The sequence below is a fragment of the Pseudoalteromonas sp. GABNS16E genome, from assembly GCF_028598715.1.
Classification (GTDB): Bacteria; Pseudomonadota; Gammaproteobacteria; order Enterobacterales; family Alteromonadaceae; genus Pseudoalteromonas; species Pseudoalteromonas atlantica.
The window spans coordinates 51,407-73,263 of sequence record NZ_JAQREZ010000006.1 but is presented as its reverse complement, the minus strand read 5'-3'; the positions used below and the strand labels follow the sequence as shown (position 1 = coordinate 73,263).

At 42.1% G+C, this 21,857-nt stretch carries 20 protein-coding genes; 6 read left to right on the top strand and 14 right to left on the bottom strand.

The window, feature by feature from the left end; translation table 11 throughout:
• Window positions 1-3: 3 nt before the first annotated feature.
• The 3 genes from cydX to cydC are packed head-to-tail and all read left to right on the top strand — an operon-like array spanning window position 4 to window position 3,665.
• On the top strand, window positions 4-168 hold the full coding sequence (cydX, locus tag PSI06_RS04270) for a cytochrome bd-I oxidase subunit CydX (RefSeq protein WP_004586934.1): 165 nt from the start codon (window positions 4-6) through the stop codon (window positions 166-168).
• Window positions 158-1,930, top strand: a complete 1,773-nt coding sequence (gene cydD / locus PSI06_RS04265) for a thiol reductant ABC exporter subunit CydD (RefSeq protein WP_273603199.1) — start codon at window positions 158-160, stop codon at window positions 1,928-1,930. Before cydX ends, cydD begins: the two co-directional genes overlap by 11 nt.
• A complete protein-coding gene (gene cydC / locus PSI06_RS04260) occupies window positions 1,923-3,665 on the top strand; it encodes a thiol reductant ABC exporter subunit CydC (RefSeq protein ID WP_004586932.1) in 1,743 nt (580 codons plus the stop codon). Before cydD ends, cydC begins: the two co-directional genes overlap by 8 nt.
• Here cydC and PSI06_RS04255 read toward each other — a convergent pair.
• The 14 genes from PSI06_RS04255 to rpsB all read right to left on the bottom strand — a co-directional run bounded on the left by PSI06_RS04255 (window position 3,648) and on the right by rpsB (window position 17,035).
• Window positions 3,648-4,040, bottom strand: a complete 393-nt coding sequence (locus PSI06_RS04255; RefSeq protein WP_004586931.1) for a septal ring lytic transglycosylase RlpA family protein — start codon at window positions 4,038-4,040, stop codon at window positions 3,648-3,650. The genes cydC and PSI06_RS04255 overlap by 18 nt on opposite strands.
• A gap of 138 nt (window positions 4,041-4,178) precedes the next feature.
• Window positions 4,179-4,949, bottom strand: coding sequence for an acyl-ACP--UDP-N-acetylglucosamine O-acyltransferase (lpxA, locus tag PSI06_RS04250; protein ID WP_004586930.1), 771 nt, complete (start codon window positions 4,947-4,949; stop codon window positions 4,179-4,181).
• Between the two features lie 2 nt (window positions 4,950-4,951).
• Window positions 4,952-5,404 carry a 3-hydroxyacyl-ACP dehydratase FabZ gene (fabZ, locus tag PSI06_RS04245; RefSeq protein WP_004586929.1) on the bottom strand — a complete coding sequence of 151 codons (453 nt, stop codon included), beginning with the start codon at window positions 5,402-5,404 and terminating at the stop codon, window positions 4,952-4,954.
• Between the two features lie 26 nt (window positions 5,405-5,430).
• Window positions 5,431-6,453, bottom strand: coding sequence for a UDP-3-O-(3-hydroxymyristoyl)glucosamine N-acyltransferase (gene lpxD, locus PSI06_RS04240; RefSeq protein ID WP_004586928.1), 1,023 nt, complete (start codon window positions 6,451-6,453; stop codon window positions 5,431-5,433).
• Window positions 6,454-6,460: 7 nt separating this feature from the next.
• A complete protein-coding gene (locus PSI06_RS04235; protein WP_004586927.1) occupies window positions 6,461-6,979 on the bottom strand; it encodes an OmpH family outer membrane protein in 519 nt (172 codons plus the stop codon).
• Window positions 6,980-6,990: 11 nt separating this feature from the next.
• The gene (bamA, locus tag PSI06_RS04230; RefSeq protein ID WP_024033814.1) at window positions 6,991-9,462 is read right to left on the bottom strand and encodes an outer membrane protein assembly factor BamA; all 2,472 of its coding nucleotides are present in this window, start codon (window positions 9,460-9,462) and stop codon (window positions 6,991-6,993) included.
• Window positions 9,463-9,564: 102 nt separating this feature from the next.
• The gene (rseP, locus tag PSI06_RS04225) at window positions 9,565-10,917 is read right to left on the bottom strand and encodes a sigma E protease regulator RseP (RefSeq protein WP_273603198.1); all 1,353 of its coding nucleotides are present in this window, start codon (window positions 10,915-10,917) and stop codon (window positions 9,565-9,567) included.
• 1 nt (window position 10,918) lies between these two features.
• Window positions 10,919-12,124, bottom strand: a complete 1,206-nt coding sequence (ispC, locus tag PSI06_RS04220; protein ID WP_273603211.1) for a 1-deoxy-D-xylulose-5-phosphate reductoisomerase — start codon at window positions 12,122-12,124, stop codon at window positions 10,919-10,921.
• Window positions 12,121-12,987, bottom strand: coding sequence for a phosphatidate cytidylyltransferase (locus tag PSI06_RS04215; protein WP_004586923.1), 867 nt, complete (start codon window positions 12,985-12,987; stop codon window positions 12,121-12,123). The genes ispC and PSI06_RS04215 overlap by 4 nt, the downstream gene beginning before the upstream one ends.
• A 21-nt stretch (window positions 12,988-13,008) precedes the next feature.
• Window positions 13,009-13,788, bottom strand: coding sequence for an isoprenyl transferase (locus tag PSI06_RS04210; RefSeq protein WP_273603197.1), 780 nt, complete (start codon window positions 13,786-13,788; stop codon window positions 13,009-13,011).
• 81 nt (window positions 13,789-13,869) lie between these two features.
• Window positions 13,870-14,427: a ribosome recycling factor gene (frr, locus tag PSI06_RS04205; RefSeq protein WP_004586921.1), complete on the bottom strand. Its 558-nt coding sequence runs from the start codon at window positions 14,425-14,427 to the stop codon at window positions 13,870-13,872.
• 13 nt (window positions 14,428-14,440) lie between these two features.
• The gene (pyrH, locus tag PSI06_RS04200) at window positions 14,441-15,190 is read right to left on the bottom strand and encodes a UMP kinase (protein WP_039972186.1); all 750 of its coding nucleotides are present in this window, start codon (window positions 15,188-15,190) and stop codon (window positions 14,441-14,443) included.
• Window positions 15,191-15,349: 159 nt separating this feature from the next.
• The gene (gene tsf, locus PSI06_RS04195) at window positions 15,350-16,201 is read right to left on the bottom strand and encodes a translation elongation factor Ts (protein ID WP_004586919.1); all 852 of its coding nucleotides are present in this window, start codon (window positions 16,199-16,201) and stop codon (window positions 15,350-15,352) included.
• Between the two features lie 105 nt (window positions 16,202-16,306).
• Entirely contained in the window at window positions 16,307-17,035 is a 729-nt protein-coding gene (rpsB, locus tag PSI06_RS04190; RefSeq protein WP_004586918.1) for a 30S ribosomal protein S2, read from the bottom strand.
• Between the two features lie 238 nt (window positions 17,036-17,273).
• Between rpsB and map the strand changes: the two genes are divergently transcribed.
• The 3 genes from map (at window position 17,274) to dapD (ending at window position 21,815) form a co-directional block, all read left to right on the top strand.
• The gene (gene map, locus PSI06_RS04185; RefSeq protein WP_223230592.1) at window positions 17,274-18,092 is read left to right on the top strand and encodes a type I methionyl aminopeptidase; all 819 of its coding nucleotides are present in this window, start codon (window positions 17,274-17,276) and stop codon (window positions 18,090-18,092) included.
• A 267-nt stretch (window positions 18,093-18,359) separates the two neighbouring features.
• Complete coding sequence (gene glnD / locus PSI06_RS04180; protein ID WP_273603196.1) at window positions 18,360-20,978, top strand: [protein-PII] uridylyltransferase; 2,619 nt, start codon at window positions 18,360-18,362, stop codon at window positions 20,976-20,978.
• Between the two features lie 9 nt (window positions 20,979-20,987).
• Window positions 20,988-21,815 carry a 2,3,4,5-tetrahydropyridine-2,6-dicarboxylate N-succinyltransferase gene (gene dapD / locus PSI06_RS04175; RefSeq protein WP_064386073.1) on the top strand — a complete coding sequence of 276 codons (828 nt, stop codon included), beginning with the start codon at window positions 20,988-20,990 and terminating at the stop codon, window positions 21,813-21,815.
• Window positions 21,816-21,857 lie beyond the last annotated feature (42 nt).

The window sequence follows — 21,857 nt, the reverse complement described above, 5'->3', positions numbered from 1 at the left end:
ATTATGTGGTATTTCGCTTGGATTTTAGGTGTACTTTTAGCCTGTACCTTAGGTGTTATAAATGTAATGTGGTACGAGTTTCATCAAAATAAAAACAGCATAGCTGATGATGAACAACCGATGCACGATTTACTAAACGAAGCTAACAACACAAAAGATGACGACTAATCCCCGACCAAATCGCGCGCAGCAGCAATCTCTGCGCGCTTTTTTAAAACGGCAAAGTAAGCCTGCGGGTGCATGGCTAAAGTTAAGTATTGCACTGGGCACATTTAACGCTATTTTAATGATTGCAGGTGCCTATTTACTGGCACAAACTATTCATAACGTTATGTTTGAAGGTGCAAGCCTTAACCAAGTAACCCATTTACTTTGGCCACTTGCGGGTATTATTTTACTCAGAGCCCTGTTTTTAGCTATCAGTGAAAGGCTCAGTGCTTATGCGGCACTTAAAATAAAGTCGGCTATGCGCCAAACCTTATTAACCAAATTAACGCAACTTGGCCCAAGTTATATTGAACAACACGGCCAAGGAGCCACGCTCAACACCGTGCACGATGGCGTTGAAGCACTACACGACTACTTCGCTAAATACTTGCCTGGCGTTACTTATAGCGCGCTTATTCCGCTGGCAATATTGCTGGTTATTTTTCCAACCGACTATAAAGCAGGCTTAATATTTTTATTAACCGCCCCGCTTATTCCGTTTTTTATGATTTTGGTGGGCTCAAAGGCCGAGGCGTTAAATCAAAAAAGATGGCAGCAACTAGCCGTACTAGGTAATTACTTTTTTGACCGCGTACAAGGTTTAACACAACTTAAATTGTTTAACGCAACACAAAAAGAGCTTAAACAAATAGCCAAAATTTCTGATGACTTTAGGCACGCTACACTCGGTGTGTTAAAAATTGCCTTTTTATCATCATTTGCGCTGGAATTTTTAGCCACAATTAGTGTGGCGCTGGTGGCGGTAATCATTGGTTTTAGACTGTTTTTTGGCACGCTTGATTTTGCAACCGGCTTTGTTGTTTTACTACTTGCCCCAGAATTTTACTTACCACTGCGCCAATTAGGCAGCCACTACCATGCCCGCTTGCAAGGTATAAGCGCAGCGGCCGATATGGTCACTATTTTAAATGCCCCACTTCCTGAGCAATCACAGCAACATGAAACAAAGTTTGAGGAGCATATAAGCTCAATAAACATAAACAACTTAAACTTTACCTACCCAAACAGTAACGAAGGCATAAAAAATATAAACCTTACGCTACCCGCTAAAGGATTAGTGGCAGTAGTAGGTGCTAGTGGCTCAGGTAAAAGTACTTTATTTGATTGTTTATTAGGGTTTCATCCGCAGGTGATTGAACAAATAAGCATTAATAATAAACCACTTGATGCTACAAGCATTAGCACATTACAAAACGCAATTGCGTGGATCCCACAAACCCCAACGCTTTTTTACCAAAGCATTAGCGATAACATAAAAATAGCCAAGCCAGCCGCTACGCAACTAGAGCTTGAGCAAGCCGCACACCAAGCGGGCGCCTTAGATTTTATAAAGACGTTAGAGAATGGGTTCGACACCCTGATAGGTGAGCAAGGTGAAGGGCTCTCTGGCGGTCAAAAGCAGCGTATAGCCCTCGCGCGGGCGTTTTTAAAACAAGAGCCTATTTTAGTGCTTGACGAACCGACAGCCCACCTTGATAGCCAAACCGAGCAGCTTATTCAGCAGGCTATAAATAATTACGCTAAAAACCACTTAGTGTTGGTCATTGCCCACCGGCTAAATACAGTCAAAAACGCAAGCAATATCCTTGTTATGCAAAATGGCGAAATAGCACAGCAAGGTACTTACAGCCAACTTGAGCAACAACAAGGCGCATTTAAATCACTCCTTAATTTACAAGCGCAAGGAGCAAACAATGACTAATTTTATAAGGCTATTAAAGCTTTGCCGCCCGCATTATAAAGCCATGCTACTGGGTACTTTTTTAGCAACGCTAACGGTACTTGCAAACGTGGGCTTATTAGCTATATCGGGGTGGTTTTTAGCCTCAATGGCGGCAGCGGGTATCGCAGGCGTACAAATGAATTACTTTACACCTGCAGGAACCATTCGATTTTTAGCGATTGTACGAACTGCATCACGCTATGGTGAGCGCTTAGTAACACATAACGCGACGTTTTTATTACTTAGTGAAATACGCGTTAATATGTTTGCCACGCTAAGTAAGCTAAACAATGTAGATTTAGCAATGAGCCGCAGCGCCGATTTAGTTAACCGCTTACAAAATGACGTGGATGCGCTTGATAAGTTTTACTTAAACATATTACTGCCAATGCTGGTAGCGCTGTTGAGTGTGCCCATAATTATGGTGTTTATGGCGGCTTATAACGCCAATGTTGCGCTTATTTGTTTTATAGGCATTTTATTAATTGGTGTTGTTTTACCTGCGCTGTTAAGTGCTAAATTAAATAAAAATAGCCATAAAGAAACACAGCTCAGTGCACAACTTAGAGCTGAGCTTTCTGACACCCTAACCGGCCTTAGAGAGCTGAGTATTTATCAGGCACGTGCTGGGCAAATTTCAAAATGTAATGAACTAAATGAGCAATATAACCAACAACTTTATAGTCGCCATAAAGCACTCGCAAATAGCGACGGTTTAAGTTTGCTGGTTGTGCAGCTAGCTATGCTTGGCGCCATAGTCACTATTGTGCCTTTGGTTTACAGCGGCGCTATGGTAAATGTTGAGCTTGCTATGTTAAGCCTATTTGTATTAGCAAGCTTTGAAACTGTATTGCTGTTGCCAAATGCATTTATAGAGCTGCCCACTGTACTCAAAGCCGCTGAGCGGCTATTTACACTGGAAGATAAAGTCACAGCGCAAGAAGCTAATAGCGCTGAGTTAATTGAGATGCAGTTTGATAAAAACAATACAACTTTGGCGCTTAATAACATTGGCTATAAATACCAGGAGCACAGTGCTTTAACTAATATCAGCTTTACCCTTAAAGCACAGCAAAAAGTAGCGATTGTAGGCAGAAGCGGCAGTGGTAAAAGCACCTTGGTTAATTTACTCACAGGGTTATGGCCAGTGCAGCAAGGCAGTATTAGGCTAAGCGATGAAAATAACGCAGAAGAACTCCACGCACTAAGCAGCAACACCCGCGCAAGCGTTATTAATATACTCGCGCAGCAGCATCATATTTTTGATGGCACATTAAGTGAAAACTTACGCTATGCAAAGCCAAGCGCCACAAAAGAAGAAATGCTTGAAGCCATTAACCTTGCACAGCTAAAACCTTGGTTTAATGAGCTACAAGATGGATTAAAAACCCGTTTAGGCACAGGTGGGAGAAGTGTTTCTCAAGGCCAATCAAGGCGCATAGCCATTGCGCAAGCTTTATTACAAAACCCAGCTATTTTAGTCCTTGATGAGCCTACAGAAGGGCTTGATAACCAATCTAAGCAAACGGTAATGAGCGCTATTATGCAGGTAATGAGTAACGCAAGCGTACTTACCATTACCCACGACCCTGCTCTTTTAGCGCAAATGGATAACATTATTTGGCTAGAAAATGGCAGCCTTGTAGCGCAAGGCACTCATAAAGAGCTTAGCGAAACATATACCGATTATGTTGCCTTAACTACTCGGTTCTAATACGCTGATTGATACATCTATAACGCCGACTTTAGGGTCGGCAATTTTTTTAAACATACCTAACGATAAATCAATAACCCGCCCTCTAACGTACGGGCCTCTATCGTTTATTCGCACGATCACCGATTTGTTATTTGCCAAGTTTGTAACCTTCACTTTTGTACCAAAGGGTAATTCTAAATGCGCAGCAGTGGATGCGTTTTGGCTAAATGTTTCGCCGTTTGCTGTTGTGCGACCATGGTATTTATTAGCGTAATAAGAGGCTTTACCTAACTGAGTACGCTCGCCATTAGTAGAGGTAACTATAGGTTGGCTGCTACACGCAGCTAAAATTGATAAAAAACTGAGGGTAAAAATTAACTTAGTAAAAGACATAGATGCGCTTTAATTATAAAAATTCGCGCAAAGGTTAACCTTACGTGGCTGAGTGTGTACTGAATTAAAATATTTTATAGGCAATAAAAAACCACCGTCGATTACTCTTAGGTGGTTTTTTTAAAAAGCATAAGGCGTTTATCTTACGATACCGCGCTCAGAGCTTTTCACAAAATCAATCATGGTTTGTACTGCAGGGTACTTAGCGGCATCTTCATTTAGTGAGGCAATTGCTTCGTCCACACTTAAGCTCTTACGATAAAACGCTTTATAAGCACGGCGTACGGCCATAATTTCGTCGCTTTCAAAGCCACGACGCTTCATACCTTCTTTATTGGTCGCTGCAGGGCCTGCTGGCATACCAATGGTGGTTACAAATGGCGGTACGTCTTTATTAACACCTGAGTACATGCCAATAAATGCGTGTTCACCAATTTTACAAAATTGATGCACACCTGAGTTACCACCTAAAATAACCCAATCGCCTACATGCACGTGCCCTGCAACGCTTGCGTTATTAGCAAATATAACGTTATTACCAATTACGGCATCGTGAGCAACGTGGGTATACGCCATAAATAAGTTATTGCTACCAATTTTAGTCACACCTTGGTCTTGAATAGTACCACGGTGAATGGTTGCACACTCACGTATAACGTTGTTATCGCCCATAATAAGAGTGGTTGGTTCGTTGTTATATTTTTTGTCTTGGCAGGCTTCGCCTACTGACGCAAATTGAAAAATATGATTGCCAGAGCCAATAGTAGATGGCCCTTTAATAACAACGTGAGACTCAATAATACAGTCATCACCGATCACAACATCATTGCCAATATAGCTATATGGACCAACTGAGACATTGTTGCCTAGTTTAGCGCCAGGTTCGATTATTGCTGTAGAATGGATCACTATTAAAACTCTCTTCTCGCACACATAATTTCGGCACTACATACAACCTTGCCGTCGACTCTTGCTTCAGCGGCAAATTTCCATATATTGCGACGCTCTTTTAAAAACTCTACATGCAAATGCATTGTATCGCCCGGTATAACTGGCTGTTTAAAACGTGCGTTATCTACTGCAGCAAATAAGTAAAGCTCGTTATCGCTACGGTTTTCTACTGTTTTAAATCCTAATAAACCGGTGGCTTGCGCCATGGCTTCTAATATTAGCACACCAGGGAAAATTGGCTGATTTGGAAAGTGGCCAGTAAAAATAGGCTCGTTAACCGATACATTTTTAATCGCATGAAGTGACTCGCCAGGCGTAAAGTCAATTACACGATCAATTAAAAGCATCGGGTAGCGGTGTGGTAATAAACTTAAAATTTCTTGAATATCAAGGCTATTTAATTCGTTTGCCAAAATAGCATCCTTATTAGTGTTCAACGTTATGACTTAGCCAATGCTTCAAGCGCTTTGAGACGTGATTTCATGTCTGAAAGATTACGCAAGTGGGCAATTGATTTACGCCATTCTTTATTAGTTGTATGGGGCATACCAGATGAGTAAATACCCGGCTCGGTGATCGATTTAGTCACCATACTCATGCCGGTAATTATAACACCATCACATACTGACATGTGACCATTAATTGCGGTCATGCCACCTATTTGGCAGTTTTTACCAATGGTTACACTACCTGCTAGTACAGTACAGCCTGCAATTGCAGTACCCGAGTTAACTTCAACGTTGTGTGCTATTTGACATTGGTTATCGATGATCACATTACTATGAATAATCGTGTTATCGAGTGCGCCGCGGTCAATTGTTGTGCTTGCGCCCACTTCTACCTTGTCGCCGATAATCACAGAGCCTAGCTGAGGAATTTTAACCCACTGCCCGCGCTCGTTTGCATAGCCAAATCCGTCACTGCCAACCACACTGTTTGCTTGAAATAAACAATCAGCGCCAATTTCAACATCGTGATAAATAGTCACACTCGGCCAAAGCTTTGTGCCAGAGCCTATTTTAACACGTTCACCGATGAAACTGTTCGGACCAATTTGTGCGTTATCACCAATTACAGCACCGGCTTCTATAACAACATTTGCGCCAATGGCAGCACTTGTGCTTACCGTTGCATTTGGGTGAATAGTCGCACTAGCGTGTATACCTTGCTGCGCCGCTTGCGGGGTTGTATCCATAAATTGTGCAAGCTTTGCGTAGCTCACATACGGATTTCCAACAATGATTTTTGCGCCACTAAAATACGGTGCATCAGCTTCGCTAAGAATCACTGCGCTGGCTTGTGTGGTTTCAAGCTGCGTACGATATTTTGAGTTCGCTAAAAATGCAATATGCCCAGAACGGGCATTTGCAAGTGTAGCTATTTTTGTAATTTCTAAAGCGCCATCACCTTGAAGTTCGGCGCCTAGAAGTTCCGCAATGTGCGAAAGCGTATAATTTTGCATAGAGTGATTATTTCTTACTAACTGCTGATACAACTTTGCTTGAAAGATCAGTTACTTCTTTAGGGTTAAAGTAAATAGTAGTGTCTTTAACTTTAACTTCATCGAAGTCGCCATCTTTAGCAATTTCTTCAATTGTTTTAATAATTAAACCCTGAACTTTAGCAAGTTCTTGGTTTTGACGTGCTTTGATTTCTTGCTCTAAAGGACGACCTTTTTCAGCAAGGTTTTGTTGCATGCCTTGAATTTTATCACGTAGTGCATCTTTTTGAGCTTGGCTCATTGTAGTGCTTTCACGCTTAAATTTTTCTGCTTCAAAGCGAATGTCGCCTTGTAGTTTTTCAAGCTCTTGACGACGCTCAGCAAACTCAGTTTGTAAAGACTGCTCAATTTTAGCCATTTGAGGAATTTGCTTGTAGATCTCTTGCATATCAACAATGCCTACTTTGTGGGCAAATGCACTTGCAGAGGTGCCCATCATCAATGTTGCTAACACGGCTACTGCTGTTGATTTAAATAATTTTTTCACAAAAAACTCCTTTAGAAAGTGTTACTAATATTAAAGCTGATGGTCTTTGTATCGTCATCTTCTTCTTTTTGCAATGGATACGCAAAACTAATCAGCATTGGACCCATTGGAGAGATCCATTGTAAAGATAAACCGGTTGATACCCTAAAGCGCATTGGATCAGAGTAATCATCTAACTTAGCACGCTCATCTGGCGCTAAGTTTTGGAAACGGTCAACGTTAAATTCAGTATCCCATACGTTGGCAGCATCTACAAAGAAACTGGTACGTACAGAGCTGGTATTTTCTTCATCTAAGAACGGCGTAGGTACAATGAGCTCCATACCTGCAACCGCTTTTGCATTACCACCAATACGCCCTTGCGGTACTAAAATATCAAACTCATCAGAGCCACCGATGCTACCGGTTGTAGTACCATCAGCACCTGGCGTACCAGGGATTGATAAAGGAACACGTGATACAGCACGCGGCAGTATAGTATTACGGTCAAAGCCACGTAGTTCCATTTCCGTTATACGGAAGAACTCTTGGAATGGCAGGGTTTGTTCATAACCATTGGTTGACCCATAACCATTACCGTAACCAAGCGCTGCTCGTGTTGAGAACACCCAACGGTGGTCATTAGATATTGGCCAGTAAAAACGCGAATCGTAGTTCAGTTTAAAATACTGAAGGTCAGAGTTAGGCGTTGTGGCTGTTAAATTTAATGTTTGGCGCGAACCCGCTGTTGGGAATAAACCGCGGTTAACTGTGATACGCGACCAACCAACGCTTAGCTCATATTTAGTAAAGTCAAAGCCAGCATCTGGGTTTTCTTCATCTAAGAAGGTTTCGCGTAGTACACGTGTTTGTTCGTACTCGGCAATTTCTGAAAGTTCTTCTTGAATCCAACGTACGCCAAAGTTAACACGGTTTACCGCATCAATTGGGAAGCCAATATTGGTACCAATACCGTAACTTGTTGATTTATAATCTACCAAGCTAAACTTACTGGCATCGTAGTTGTTGTAAAAAATACTGCTGCCTTGCGATACACCATCTGGCGTAAAGTAAGGGTCGGTGTACGACAAGCTAATGCTTTCAGAGCCAGTAGAGGTATTTAAGTTTAAGCCAATTTGATTACCCGTACCTAAAAAGTTAGATTCGGTCACACCAATATTAAACTGAAGGCCTGCGTATGAGCCATACGCTAAGCCCGCGTTAAAACTACCGGCCGATTGCTCTTTTACTGTAAAGTCTACGTCTACTTGGTCATCTACACCCGGTACTGGTACTACGTTAAAATCAACAGTTTCCATGTACGGTAAACGTTGAATTTGCAGCTTTGAGCGCTCAAGATTTTGATTAGATAACCACGCACCTTCAAGTTGTGTCATTTCGCGGCGAAGTACTTCATCAGCTGTATTTTGGTTACCACCAACGATGATACGACGTACGTACACACGCTTGCCCGGATTTACCGACAGCGTAAGTTGCACTTCTTGTTTTTCATCATCAATTTCTGGAATTGTGCGTACTTCGGCATTGGCATAACCAAAGCGCGCTAAGTAGCTTTTGATAAACTCTTCAGATGAGGTCACCACTGAGCCATTGTAAAGCTCGCCGGCGCGAAGCGGGATAACGCTTTTGATTAGCTCTTCTCGGCCAAGTAAATCACCGATAAAGTCAAAACCTTTAACTGTGTACTTAACACCTTCTGTTAAGTTAGCAGTTACATACACAGATTCGCGCTCAGGACTTACTGATACTTGCGTAGAATCTATATTAAAACGTAAGTAACCGCGGTCTAAGTAAAAGCTGCGAATTTTTTCTAAATCGCCTTCAATGGTTTGTTTTTGGTAACGGTCGCTACCCATAAACTGCCACCACGGTAAATCTTGTTGCGATTCAGCAAGCTTTAAAAGCTCTTCGTTAGAGAATAATTCGTTACCCACTAAGTTGATTTGACGAATAGAGGCGGCTTCGCCTTCGTCAAATTCTAGCTTAAGCTTTACACGGTTACGCGGCAGCTTAGTTACGCTAATATCAACGGTGGCATTGTATTTACCAATACTGTGGAAAAACTCAACCAACCCTTTTTCGATATTATCGATAACGGTTTTATCAAGCGGTTCACCTTGGCGAATATCTTGCTGATCGAGCGATTCGTTAAGCTGCTCGTCTTTTATATCTTTATTGCCTTCAAACTCAATAAAGCTAATAGTAGGACGCTCAGTCACTTTAAAAATAACGTTATTACCATCGCGTAACGCTTTGATGTTGTCAAAGTGACCTGAACGATAAAGTGACTTTATTGTTTTTGAAATCGTATAGTCATCAACGTTATCGCCCACATTGATAGGAACATGCGTTAGTGCTGCACCAAGTGCTACACGTTGCAAACCTTCAATTTTTAAATCTTCAACAATAAAGGAGTTTTGGCCCAGGGCTGCAAAACTTGCACCCAATAAACTTGAAACTGCCAAATGTTTTTTTATAGCCATTTTATTATCTTTATCCTTTACAACTGTATTACCGCTTAACATCAAAACTAATAATTAGTGATGCTTACAATCGTGTTCTAATTAGTAATTGTCACGCTGTAACTACAAACGCGATACATCATTGAACAAAGCGAAACATGTTAAAAATATGAGCAGCAAGGCGCCCACTTTAAAACCAAATTCTTGTGTCTTTTCAGAGACCGGCTTTTTACGGAAAAGTTCAATTATGTAATACATTAAGTGTCCACCATCAAGCACTGGCAGAGGTAATAAATTAAATACACCCAAGTTAACGCTTATTAGCGCTAAAAAGCTTAAAAAGGCGACTAGCCCGTAGCTTACGCTAGTTCCTGCACCAACTGCAATGCCCACAGGGCCACTTAAATTTTTAACCGAAACCTGACCTGTAATTAAATTACCAATCATGTCAAAGCTAAGCGTTATAAGGCGGCAGGTCTCTTGGGAACCACGAGCAATACTATCAAGCGGACCAAAGCTTCGGGTTTCAACATAGCCCTCAGGCCAAGGTTGAACAACCGGCGCAACACCTAAAAACCCTTGTTCAATACCGTGCTCATTAATGCGCGATTTAGGCGTTACTGTTACGCTATTTATACTATCTTGTCTTTTTACACTAAATTGTAAAGATTTGTTAGCCGATTGCGTAATAAGATTAACTAATTGCTGCCAATCGCTTATTGTTTCACCATTTACAGCGATAATCGTATCGTTAACCTGCAAATTAGCCAGTTCGGCTGCTGAATTTTTAGTAATAGCCGCAATGGTTAATGTGGCTTGCGGTCTAAACGGTACAATACCCAACGAACTCAGTGGCGGCACGTCTTGCTGATCGAGCTTCCAACCCTCTACGTTAAGCATTTTTGTTTGCTCTTGGTAATTTTCGTTACGCACTACTACGGGCACGCTTTGCTCACCTAAGCTCGACATAAGTGCAAAAGTTGCATCTTGCCAGGTGGCAATCGTGTCATCACCAATTTTAATAATTTGTTCAGAGGGCATAATGCCCGCCTGGTCTGCTCTGCTACCTTCGGTAATACTCCCCACTACAGGTTTTACCGATTGCACTCCCACCATGTACATAGCCGCCAGCGCTACAATAGCAAATAAAAAATTAGCCAGCGGGCCGGCTGCCACTATGGCTATACGGGCCTGAACCGATTTAGCGTTAAATGACAAATGGCGCTCATTTTCAGGTACCTCATCCACGCGTTCATCCAGCATTTTAACGTAGCCACCCAGCGGAATAGCGGCAATTACGTATTCTGTATTGTATTTATCGTGCCACTTTAAAAGCGGTTTACCAAAACCAATCGAAAAGCGCAGCACTTTAACACCCATTTTACGGGCCACCCAAAAGTGCCCATATTCATGAATAGCAACTAAAATGCCCAGCGCTAAAATAAACGAGCCAAGATTCCAAAAAAAATCTAACATATTAATGAGTCTCTTTTGTTATTAGGTCCGCTGCACGTTGGCGGGCTTGTTGGTCACACGCTAATATTTCATCTAGGCTTTGTACGTTAGTGAATGTGGCCGCATCAAGCGTTTGTGCATTAATTTTATAAATGTCAGTAAAGCCAATTTGGCCTTTTAAAAATGCCGCAACCGCTATTTCGTTTGCTGCATTTACCGTTGTGGTTGCGCCTTGCCCTGCGCTGCACGCATCAATAGCAAGTTGTAAATTTGGATAACGCGCAAAATCAGGTTTTGTGAACGAAAAATCACAAATATCCGAAAAGTTGAGTGGTTTTACACCCGCGTTAATTCGATCTGGGTAAGCGAGTGCGTGTGCAATAGGTGTGCGCATATCGGGGTTACCCATTTGCGCTAAAATGGAGCCATCGTGGTATTGCACCATAGAATGAATAATACTTTGCGGGTGGATCACCACATCAATATCGCTGGTGTCACAATTAAACAGCCATTTAGCTTCAATAAATTCAAGCCCTTTGTTCATCATGGTGGCTGAATCTACCGATATTTTTTGCCCCATAGACCAATTAGGGTGAGCGACGGCTTCACTTACTGTTACTTCTTTTAAGGTATTTATATCGCGCGTTAAAAATGGCCCACCAGAGCCGGTAAGCAATATTTTACTTACGCCATGCTCTTGTAAATTTTGATCTGCATTTGCGTTTTGGAGTGAATGAGGTAAGCACTGAAAAATAGCGTTATGCTCGCTATCAATAGGTAACAACGTGGCTTTATGCTGTTTTACTTTATCAATAAACAACTGCCCTGACATAACCAACGATTCTTTATTGGCAAGCAGTACTTTTTTACCTGCTTCAACGGCGCTTAGTGTGGGCAGTAAGCCGGCAGCGCCAACAATAGCTGACATGACGGTATCGACATCGGGATGCGCACATAAATCGCTCATAGCCTGCTGTGAATGCATTACTAAGGTTTGGCATGGCGTATTATTTAAATACGATGATAATTGCTCTGCAGCGCTTTGTGTGGCCATAACCGCATATAACGGTTCGTGCTCAATACACAGCTCAGCCATTTTTTTTGCATTGTGGCCTGCAGTGAGGGCAAATACGTTAAATAGCGCTTTGTTTCGCGCTATAACATCTAATGTACTTAACCCAATTGAACCTGTAGCGCCTAAAATAACAAGTTGTTGCTGTTGGCTCATAAACTCAAGGTCCATGCATAGCACATTACAAACATTGGGGCTGCTGCGGTTAAGCTGTCAATTCTATCTAAAATGCCGCCGTGGCCGGGTAAACAGCGACCACTGTCTTTTAGGCCGGCTTCACGTTTAAACATGCTTTCGAGTAAATCACCGACAGCCGAAAACAAAGCTATAAAGGCGGTCATTACGGCATAAATAGGCCATACAGCAAAATCCACACCGGTAAAGTGACAAAAAGCTAAAACAAATATAATCGATGCAACCACACCGCCTGCTAGGCCTTCGATGGTTTTATTTGGGCTCACCTTTGGCATGAGCTTGTGCTTACCAAAACTTTTGCCTGTAAAATAAGCCCCTACATCGGCGCTCCACACAATACCAAGTACCACTAAAATCAGTACCGAGCCAAAGTGCGTTGATTCAGCGTATTGCGCGCTACGTAAGGTATTGAGTGCAAGCCAAAGTGGAATTAAAGTAAGCAGCCCGGCAATGCCGCGCATTACCAAGCCTTCGTTCCATGCTTTGGCCATGGCTGGGTAGCGCCAAATTAAATAACTGGCCACAATCCACCAAGCAAACGAGAGCGTAAATAAGTAATTTGCATCCCCGACCAGCTGGCCGTTTTGCCACAGTGATTCAATCGGCCAATGTAAATTTAGCAGCGCCAATAACGCGCCAATTAACACCACAAACGCACCACGTTTTAATTTTGTGCATAGGCCCATAAAAGCAGACCACTCCCACGCGCCAAGTAAAACAATAATACCGGCAAAATAACTAAACAATGTTAGTGGAGTATAAAAAACCAAGGCTAGCGCTAACGGCGCTAATACAACCGAGGTTAAAATTCGTTGTTTTAACAAAATAGTGACCCTTATTCTATTTTAGGTTTGAGCGAGTAATTGTTTTATTTGTTCGCCCGTACAACCAAAACGTCGCTCTCTGGCAACGTAACATGCAATGGCCTCAGCAAATGCTGCTTCATTAAAATCAGGCCAAAGAGTTTCGGTAAAGTAAAGTTCCGCATAAGCAGCTTGCCATAGTAAAAAGTTACTAATACGAACATCACCACCCGTGCGAATTAGTAAATCCGGCTCCGCTTGGTCTGCCATGCTCATATGCTGTGCTAAGCGCTCTTCTGTAACATCCTCTGCCTTGAGTTGTCCGTTTGCAACTTGAAGTGCTAGTTGCTTTGCTGCATTTACCATATCCCATCTACCGCCATAATTAGCGGCCACGTTTAAATGCAAACCGGTGTTATCTGCTGTTAGCTCATGCGCAGCGTTTACTTTGCTACGTAAACTTTCAGAGAATCGTGATAAATCTCCAATAATGGTCAGTTTTACATTATTTTTATGAAGCTTTTTTACTTCCTTTGTTAAAACAAACAAAAAAAGCTCCATTAAAGTGTTTACTTCGTCTTCGGGGCGGCGCCAGTTTTCACTACTAAAAGCAAATAAGGTTAACGATTGTATCCCTAATTTAGTACAAAACTGAACAGATTGACGAACTGCGTCCACGCCTTTTTTATGCCCGAACACACGAGGTCTATTTCTAGCTTGCGCCCAACGCCCGTTACCATCCATGATGATGGCGACATGTTTAGGTAAACATTGCTGTGAAATTGTATCAGCGTCTAGAACCATAAATATTGAGTATTCCATAAAAAAACGCCGCCTAGTATACCCTAGACGGCGTTTCAAAACTAATATATTTCATAACCTGCATTGAGGTTATTTAGCTGTTTAGATTTCCATCAATTCAGCTTCTTTCGCTGTTAGTTGTGCATCCATTTCTTTGATAAATTTATCTGTAAGCTTTTGAATTGTATCTTCTGCTTGACGCGCTTCATCTTCAGAAATTTCTTTATCTTTTAATAAAGATTTTACATCGCCATTAGCGTCACGACGAATGTTACGCACAGCAACACGGCCGCTTTCAACTTCGCCACGTACAATTTTAATTAAATCTTTACGACGCTCTTCTGTAAGCGGAGGAAGTGGTACGCGAATTACTGTACCAGCAGACATAGGGTTTAAACCTAAGTCAGACGCCATAATTGCTTTTTCTACAGCTTGCGCTAAAGACTTATCGAATACGCCGATAGCCAGCGTACGAGAGTCTTCAATCGTTACATTAGCCACTTGGTTAAGCGGTGTATCAGCACCGTAGTACGATACCATAATGCCGTCTAAAATTGCTGGGTGAGCACGACCTGTACGAATTTTTGATAGTTGACTACCTAGTGCTGCTACACTTTTTTGCATGCGCTCTTGCGCATCTTTTTGAATATCGTTAATCACGGTTTAATCCTAATTATTTGATTACTTCATCTGAGGCTTGTGAAGAGATAAGTGTGCCTTCTTCTTCACCCATAATTACGCGTTTTAAGGCGCCTGATTTATTCATGTTAAATACGCTCAATGGCATATTATGATCGCGAGCGAGTGTAAACGCCGCTAAATCCATTACTTTTAGTTCTTTATCAATAATTTCATTGTAGCTTAAGTGACGGTAAAGCGTGGCTTCTGGGTTTTTAACCGGATCATCACTAAATACGCCATCAACCTTAGTCGCTTTAATTACAGTGTCGGCTTCAATTTCAATACCGCGTAAACACGCAGCAGAATCGGTAGTGAAGAACGGGTTACCCGTACCTGCTGCAAAAATAACAACGCGGCCAGATTTTAATAAGCTAATTGCCTCAGCCCAGTTGTATGCATCACATACACCGTTTAGAGGGATTGCCGACATTAAACGACAATTAACAAATGCACGGTGTAGTGCATCACGCATTGCAAGGCCGTTCATTACGGTTGCAAGCATACCCATGTGGTCACCAACTACGCGGTTCATGCCAGCTTCTGCTAGTGATCCGCCACGTAAAAAGTTACCACCGCCGATAACCAAACCCACTTCTACGTCGAGTTCTACCAGCTCTTTAATTTCTTGGGCCATACGATCTAGCACTTTTGGGTCGATGCCGAAGCCTTCGTCTCCCATTAAAGCTTCACCACTTAATTTGAGAAGAACACGTCTAAAAATAGGTTTACGATTGATAGTCATAGTATTGGGGCCAACTTTTTATTAAATTATGGGTAAAAAATAACCGCGCTTATGATAAACATAAAAGCGCGGTTATTTTAAAGAATTTCTAAGCGTGACGCAAAAGCAAATAGTACTTTAATGGCATCTAATTTCCTTATGCATCACAAATAGTTAATCTTACTCGCCTTTTGCAGCTGCAATTTGAGCAGCAACTTCAGCAGCAAAATCTTCTTCTTTCTTCTCGATACCTTCACCAACTTCTACACGTGCGAAGCTAGTAACTGTTGCGTTTTTCTCTTTAAGAATTTCGCCAACAGATTTTTTAGGCTCCATGATGAAAGCTTGACCAGTAAGAGAAACCTCACCAGTAAATTTCTTCATGCGGCCAACAACCATTTTTTCAGCGATTTCAGCAGGCTTGCCTTCGTTCATCGCGATGTCGATTTGAACTTGCTTTTCTTTTTCTACAACGTCAGCAGGTACATCTTCAGGCGTTAAGTACTCTGGGTTTGAAGCAGCAACGTGCATTGCAATGTGCTTAAGTGTTTCTTCATCAGCAACACCTGCAACAACAACACCAATACGCTCACCGTGACGGTATTCAACAAGTGTTTCACCAGTGATGTACTGAAGACGACGTACGTTAATGTTTTCACCAATTTTAGTTACTAGCTCAACACGGTCTTCTTCAAACTTAGCTTGTAAATCTTCGATAGTGATTGTTTCAGCGATAGCAGCGTCAGCAACTTTGTTAGCAAACGCTAAGAAGCTTTCGTCTTTTGCTACGAAGTCAGTTTGACAGTTAACTTCTACTAGTACTGCAACACCATCGTTTTGCTTGATGATGATAGTACCTTCAGCAGCAATGTTACCTGCTTTCTTAGCAGCCTTTGCAGCACCGCTCTTACGCATGTTTTCAATCGCTAACTCGATGTCGCCATCAGTTTCAGTTAACGCTTTTTTACAATCCATCATGCCAGCGCCAGTACGCTCGCGTAATTCTTTAACTAGGGCAGTAGTTACAGCCATTAGTAAATCCTCAAATCTGAAATCAGGTATTAGATAAGCGGGTAAACCGCTCTACAAGAATAGCAAGTCTTCACCTTAAAAAGATGAAGACTTGATGACAGCTAATTACTCAGCTTCTACAAAGTCGTCTTTCTCAGCTTGAGCAACGATGTTGTTCTCACGACCTTCAGTGATAGCAGCTGCAACAGAGCTAGTGTAAAGGTTGATTGCACGGATAGCATCATCGTTACCAGGTACGATGTAATCAACACCGTCTGGGTTAGAGTTAGTATCAACGATTGCAACAACTGGAATACCTAGGTTGTTTGCTTCACGGATAGCAATGTGCTCGTGATCAGCATCGATAACGAAGATAGCGTCTGGAAGGCCACCCATGTTTTTGATACCGCCAAGGCTCTTTTCAAGCTTTTCCATTTCGCGAGTAAGCATTAACGCTTCTTTCTTAGTTAACTTCTCGAAAGTACCGTCTTGGCTTTGAGCTTCAAGATCTTTAAGACGCTTGATTGACTGACGAACTGTTTTCCAGTTAGTTAACATACCACCTAACCAGCGGTGGTTAACGAAGAACTGGTCGCTTTGTAAAGCAGCTTCTTTAACTGCTTCGCTTGCTGCGCGCTTAGTACCAACGAAAAGAACTTTACCTTTGTTTGCAGCAGCACTTGATAAAAACTTAAGTGCGTCGTTGAACATTGGTACTGTTTGCTCAAGGTTGATGATATGTACACGGTTACGTGCGCCGAAGATGAAAGGCTTCATCTTAGGGTTCCAGTAACGTGCTTGGTGACCAAAGTGAACACCAGCTTGAAGCATATCGCGCATTGAAACGTTTGCCATTTTGTAAATCCTCTATGTAGTTTAGGGTTAGGCCTCCACATATCCCATAGCACCAACACCGAAGTATTTAAACTTCAAATGCACCCAAGTGTATGTGACGATACGTGTGTGTGTTAAAATAAAATTGTGTTTGCCTTAAATACAAAAAATCATTTAAGAATTTATTTGTAAAAAGACGGCGCGCTTTATACCATATTAAAATTAAATACTCAACGTCGCGTGCAAAATTTGTGCGACGATAAATGTTAAAAAACGCAACTTTGGAGCCTCAATGAGCGCTGTGATCAAGACCCCTGAAGAAATTGAAAAAATGCGTGTAGCCGGGCGTTTAGCGGCAGACGTACTTGAAATGATTGAACCACATGTAGTGCCAGGTGTGACTACTGATGAGCTAAATACAATTTGTCATGATTATATTGTAAATGTGCAAGATGCCATACCTGCGCCACTAAATTACCACGGTTTTCCTAAGTCGGTTTGTACCTCTGTAAATCATGTAATTTGCCACGGTATTCCAAATGACAAACCGCTAAAAGATGGCGATAGCGTCAACATTGATGTAACCGTAATTAAAGACGGTTACCACGGCGACACCTCAAAGATGTTTCATGTAGGTACGCCTAACATTCAAGGTAAACGCCTTGCACAAGTAACACAAGAAAGCTTATACCTTGCCATTAAAATGGTAAAACCAGGTGTGCGCTTAGGCGATATTGGTGAAGCAATTCAAAAATACGCAGAGAGCTTTAACTACTCAATTGTACGTGAATACTGCGGCCACGGTATTGGTAGCGAATTTCACGAAGAGCCTCAAGTAATGCACTACGGTAAAGCAGGTACTGGCGAAACACTTAAAGCCGGTATGTGTTTAACAATAGAGCCAATGGTTAACGCAGGTAAGCGCCAGTGTAAACTTTTAAAAGATGAGTGGACTGTAGTTACACGCGACCGCAGTTTGTCTGCACAGTGGGAACACACCCTATTAGTGACTGAAAATGGTGTTGAAATTTTAACGCTGCGATCAGATGATACTATCGACAGGATTATCGAACACTAATAAATACCGAGCCACTTGATAAAAGTATTTAACCTCTAATCGGGTTAATATATTTAATAACATACTGAATTATATGTAATATTTATTTTATTATTCCCAAGCTGGAGATTTTCAGTGAAAACAAATCGAATTGACGCGCCAAATAGCGAGCCTATTTGCAAGTCGATTCAACACTGTTAACACTGAAAATAGCCGCTGGGGATTGACTTATTACTTAACGTTCAGGTTATTTATCAATGCTAACGGTTCAATAAGGAGCCAGCCCACGTGGCATTACCCAACAAAGTAAAAAATTTGCTTAGCGATGCTGAGCAACTGAGCGATTATCGCGATTGTTCTAGCTATTTTTATAAGTGGTTACATAACGAATTTTCTAAGCAACCAGTTGGTAATTTAATTAATGCCCGGGCTGAGTTTATAGACCGCCTGCTAATTAAACTGTTTCATGTTTACGATTTAGCTCACGAGCCTGATCTTGCCCTTATTGCCGTGGGCGGGTACGGCCGTGGCGAGCTACACCCCTACTCCGACATTGACTTTTTATTGCTTGTTACGCAGCCGCCTAGCGAGCAAATATGCGAAAAAATAGGCCAGTTTGTTACCATGCTATGGGATCTCAATTTAGAGATAGGCCACAGTGTGCGTACTATTGAACAAGCCATAGAGCAAAAACGTGAAGACGTTACCTTTGCCACCAGCTTGCTCGAAAGCAGGCTCATTTTTGGTAATCACATTGAGTTTGAAAAACTTAAAACGCATATTATAGAAACCCCGGTTTGGCGCTCAGGCGAGTTTTTTGTAGCCAAAGTGCAAGAGCAAAACCTACGCCATAAAAAGTGCCACGGTACTGCTTACAACCTAGAGCCAAACATAAAAGAAAACCCCGGTGGCCTTCGCGATTTACAAACCATTATTTGGGTTGCTAAAAAGCACTTTAGAGCCGAAACCCTACAAGAGCTAATTAGCCACGGCTACTTAACGCATGAAGAGTTTCAGGAGCTTTCGGAGTGCCTAGAAAACCTTTGGAATATTCGCTTTGCACTGCATTTAGCCGCTGGGCGCTCAGAAAACCGTTTGTTGTTTGACCATCAACCACACACAGCTGAAATACTTGGCTTTGGTAGCGATGGTAAAGCCTCGGTTGAGCGTATGATGAAACGCTTATTTAGAATAATGAGCCGCGTACGCGAGCTTAACCAAATGCTGCTATCGTACTTTGAAGAAAGTATTATGCCAGAGAGCAGCGAAGCGCCAGTGATTGAATTAGACAAAGACTTTGAACGCGTTGGGCACCAAATTAGGGTTAAAAACCCATCGGTATTTTTTAGACGCGATCAACTTTTTGTTTTGTTTGAGCATATTGCCGACAACCCCGAAATTACCCATATTTACCCAAGTACTATTCGTACCATTAGGCAAGTACGCAGGCGCCTATTAGGTGACTTACAAGATTACGCAGCGTGCCGCGAGGCATTTATGCGTATAGTAAAACACCCTAACGGCATGGGCCGCGCATTCACGCTCATGCACAAACATGGCATGTTGGCCGCGTATTTACCACAATGGCGTAATATATTTGGGCAAATGCAATTTGACTTATTTCATGCCTACACAGTAGATGAGCACACCCATAAATTAATCAATAATATTTACCAATATTTTGATAAATCTAAAGTGAGCGAGTTTCCTATTTGTAGTGAAATAGTAACCCGAATGGATAAGCCTGAGCTGCTTTATTTAGCGGGTATTTTTCATGATATTGCTAAAGGGCGTGGCGGCGATCACTCAGAGCTAGGCTCAGTGGATGCCATTGCTTTTTCTAAATTACATGGCTTCCCATCATCTGATGGCAAGCTTATATCGTGGCTAGTTGGTAACCATTTACTTATGTCGGTTACTGCGCAGCGTAAAGACATAAATGACCCAGGTGTTATTAAAGACTTTGCCTCGCGCGTAAAAACAGAGCGCCAACTCGATTACCTCTATTGTTTAACCGTTGCCGATATACGCGCGACCAACGACAACTTATGGAATGATTGGAAAAACACTCTACTACGCGAGTTATACTTACATACTCAGCGCGCATTACGCCTAGGGCTTGAAAACCCGATGGATCAACGCGACCAAATACGCGATAAAAAACACCAAGCTAAACAGCGCTTACTTAATTTGGGCTACCTAGAAAACCAAATTGATTTAATTTGGAGCCGCTTTAAAGCCAATTACTTTACTGCCTTTAGCGAGCAGCAAATATCATGGCAAACCGAGCACTTATTAAAATGCGCAGACTTAAGCCTACCCAGTGTCATTGTTTCTGATAAAGCAATGCATGGTGGCACGCAAGTGTTTGCTTATAGCCCATATTCTGGGCCGTTATTCGCTCGTTTAGTTAGCGTAATTGGTTCTAAAAAGGCGCAAATACAACACGCTCAAGTGCTTACTACCAAAGATGGCTACGCCCTATTTAACTTTGTAATACTTGAAGTGAGCGGCGACCCTATTGCAAGTAGCCGTGCTCAGTCAATTAAACGTGGGCTTGAGCAAGCACTTAGCGAACCACGTAAAAAAATACGCTTTAAAAAGAATCGCTCGCAACGATTTAAAGACTTTAATATTAAACCTAAAATAGTGCTGCGCCCTCATGCCCGTAAAGATCGCAGCCTAATAGAAATTCAAGCTGTTGATATACCTGGTTTACTTACTAAAATTGCCGAAGTTTTCCAAGCGCATTTATTACACATTCACGCAGCCCGTATTACAACGGTAGGTGAACGTGCAGAGGATTTCTTTGTCGTATCAAATAACGAATACCAAGCGCTGACTGATGAAGAGCAAGCCAAAATTCATCAGGCATTACGTAAAAAATTCAACGCCGAAACAGAATAAGGACACACCATGTCAGATTTAAAAACCATGATAGAAAACGCCTGGGATAACCGCGATAGCATTAGCCCAAGCAGCGTATCTAGCGATGTAAAACAAGCGATTATTGACGCACTAGAGCTTCTTGATAGCGGCGCAGCCCGTGTTGCTGAAAAAATATCAGGCGAATGGGTCGTACACCAATGGCTTAAAAAAGCCGTTTTATTATCGTTCCGTATTCGCGATAACCAACCAATGAACGACGGCGTAAACCAGTTTTACGATAAAGTACCGCTTAAATTTAGCGACTACACACCGGAGCAATTTCAGCAAGGTGGCATGCGCGTAGTGCCAAATGCTGTAGCACGTAAAGGCAGCTTTGTAGGTAAAAACGTCGTACTTATGCCATCGTATGTGAACATTGGGGCATTTGTAGATGAAGGCACCATGGTTGATACATGGGCAACTGTTGGCTCGTGTGCACAAATTGGTAAGAACGTACACTTATCGGGCGGCGTGGGCATAGGCGGCGTTTTAGAGCCACTACAAGCTAACCCTACCATCATTGAAGACAACTGCTTTATTGGCGCACGCTCTGAAATTGTTGAAGGTGTAGTAGTAGAGGAAGGCGCTGTTATTTCAATGGGCGTTTACATTAGCCAAAGCACCCGTATTTACGACCGTGAAACCGGCGAAATTCACTACGGCCGCGTACCTGCAGGCGCTGTAGTTGTGCCAGGTGCATTACCATCAAAAGATGGCACTCACAGCCTATACGCTGCAATTATCGTGAAAAAGGTAGATCAACAAACACGCGAAAAAGTAGGCATCAACGCCCTACTACGCTCAATTGATGATTAAAAGAAGCGATAAGCTTTTAGCTGTAAGCCCTAAGCTGATTGG

Bases quoted from the DNA above. Each gene is read 5' to 3' on its own strand.
- rpsB (WP_004586918.1), bottom strand. From the start codon at position 17,035: ATGGCAAACGTTTCAATGCGCGATATGCTTCAAGCTGGTGTTCACTTT.
- pyrH (WP_039972186.1), bottom strand. From the start codon at position 15,190: ATGACTATCAATCGTAAACCTATTTTTAGACGTGTTCTTCTCAAATTA.
- tsf (WP_004586919.1), bottom strand. From the start codon at position 16,201: ATGGCTGTAACTACTGCCCTAGTTAAAGAATTACGCGAGCGTACTGGC.
- PSI06_RS04255 (WP_004586931.1), bottom strand. From the start codon at position 4,040: ATGTCTTTTACTAAGTTAATTTTTACCCTCAGTTTTTTATCAATTTTA.
- rseP (WP_273603198.1), bottom strand. From the start codon at position 10,917: ATGTTAGATTTTTTTTGGAATCTTGGCTCGTTTATTTTAGCGCTGGGC.
- cydX (WP_004586934.1), top strand. From the start codon at position 4: ATGTGGTATTTCGCTTGGATTTTAGGTGTACTTTTAGCCTGTACCTTA.
- PSI06_RS04210 (WP_273603197.1), bottom strand. From the start codon at position 13,788: ATGGAATACTCAATATTTATGGTTCTAGACGCTGATACAATTTCACAG.
- cydC (WP_004586932.1), top strand. From the start codon at position 1,923: ATGACTAATTTTATAAGGCTATTAAAGCTTTGCCGCCCGCATTATAAA.
- bamA (WP_024033814.1), bottom strand. From the start codon at position 9,462: ATGGCTATAAAAAAACATTTGGCAGTTTCAAGTTTATTGGGTGCAAGT.
- lpxD (WP_004586928.1), bottom strand. From the start codon at position 6,453: ATGCAAAATTATACGCTTTCGCACATTGCGGAACTTCTAGGCGCCGAA.
- cydD (WP_273603199.1), top strand. From the start codon at position 158: ATGACGACTAATCCCCGACCAAATCGCGCGCAGCAGCAATCTCTGCGC.
- ispC (WP_273603211.1), bottom strand. From the start codon at position 12,124: ATGAGCCAACAGCAACAACTTGTTATTTTAGGCGCTACAGGTTCAATT.
- dapD (WP_064386073.1), top strand. From the start codon at position 20,988: ATGTCAGATTTAAAAACCATGATAGAAAACGCCTGGGATAACCGCGAT.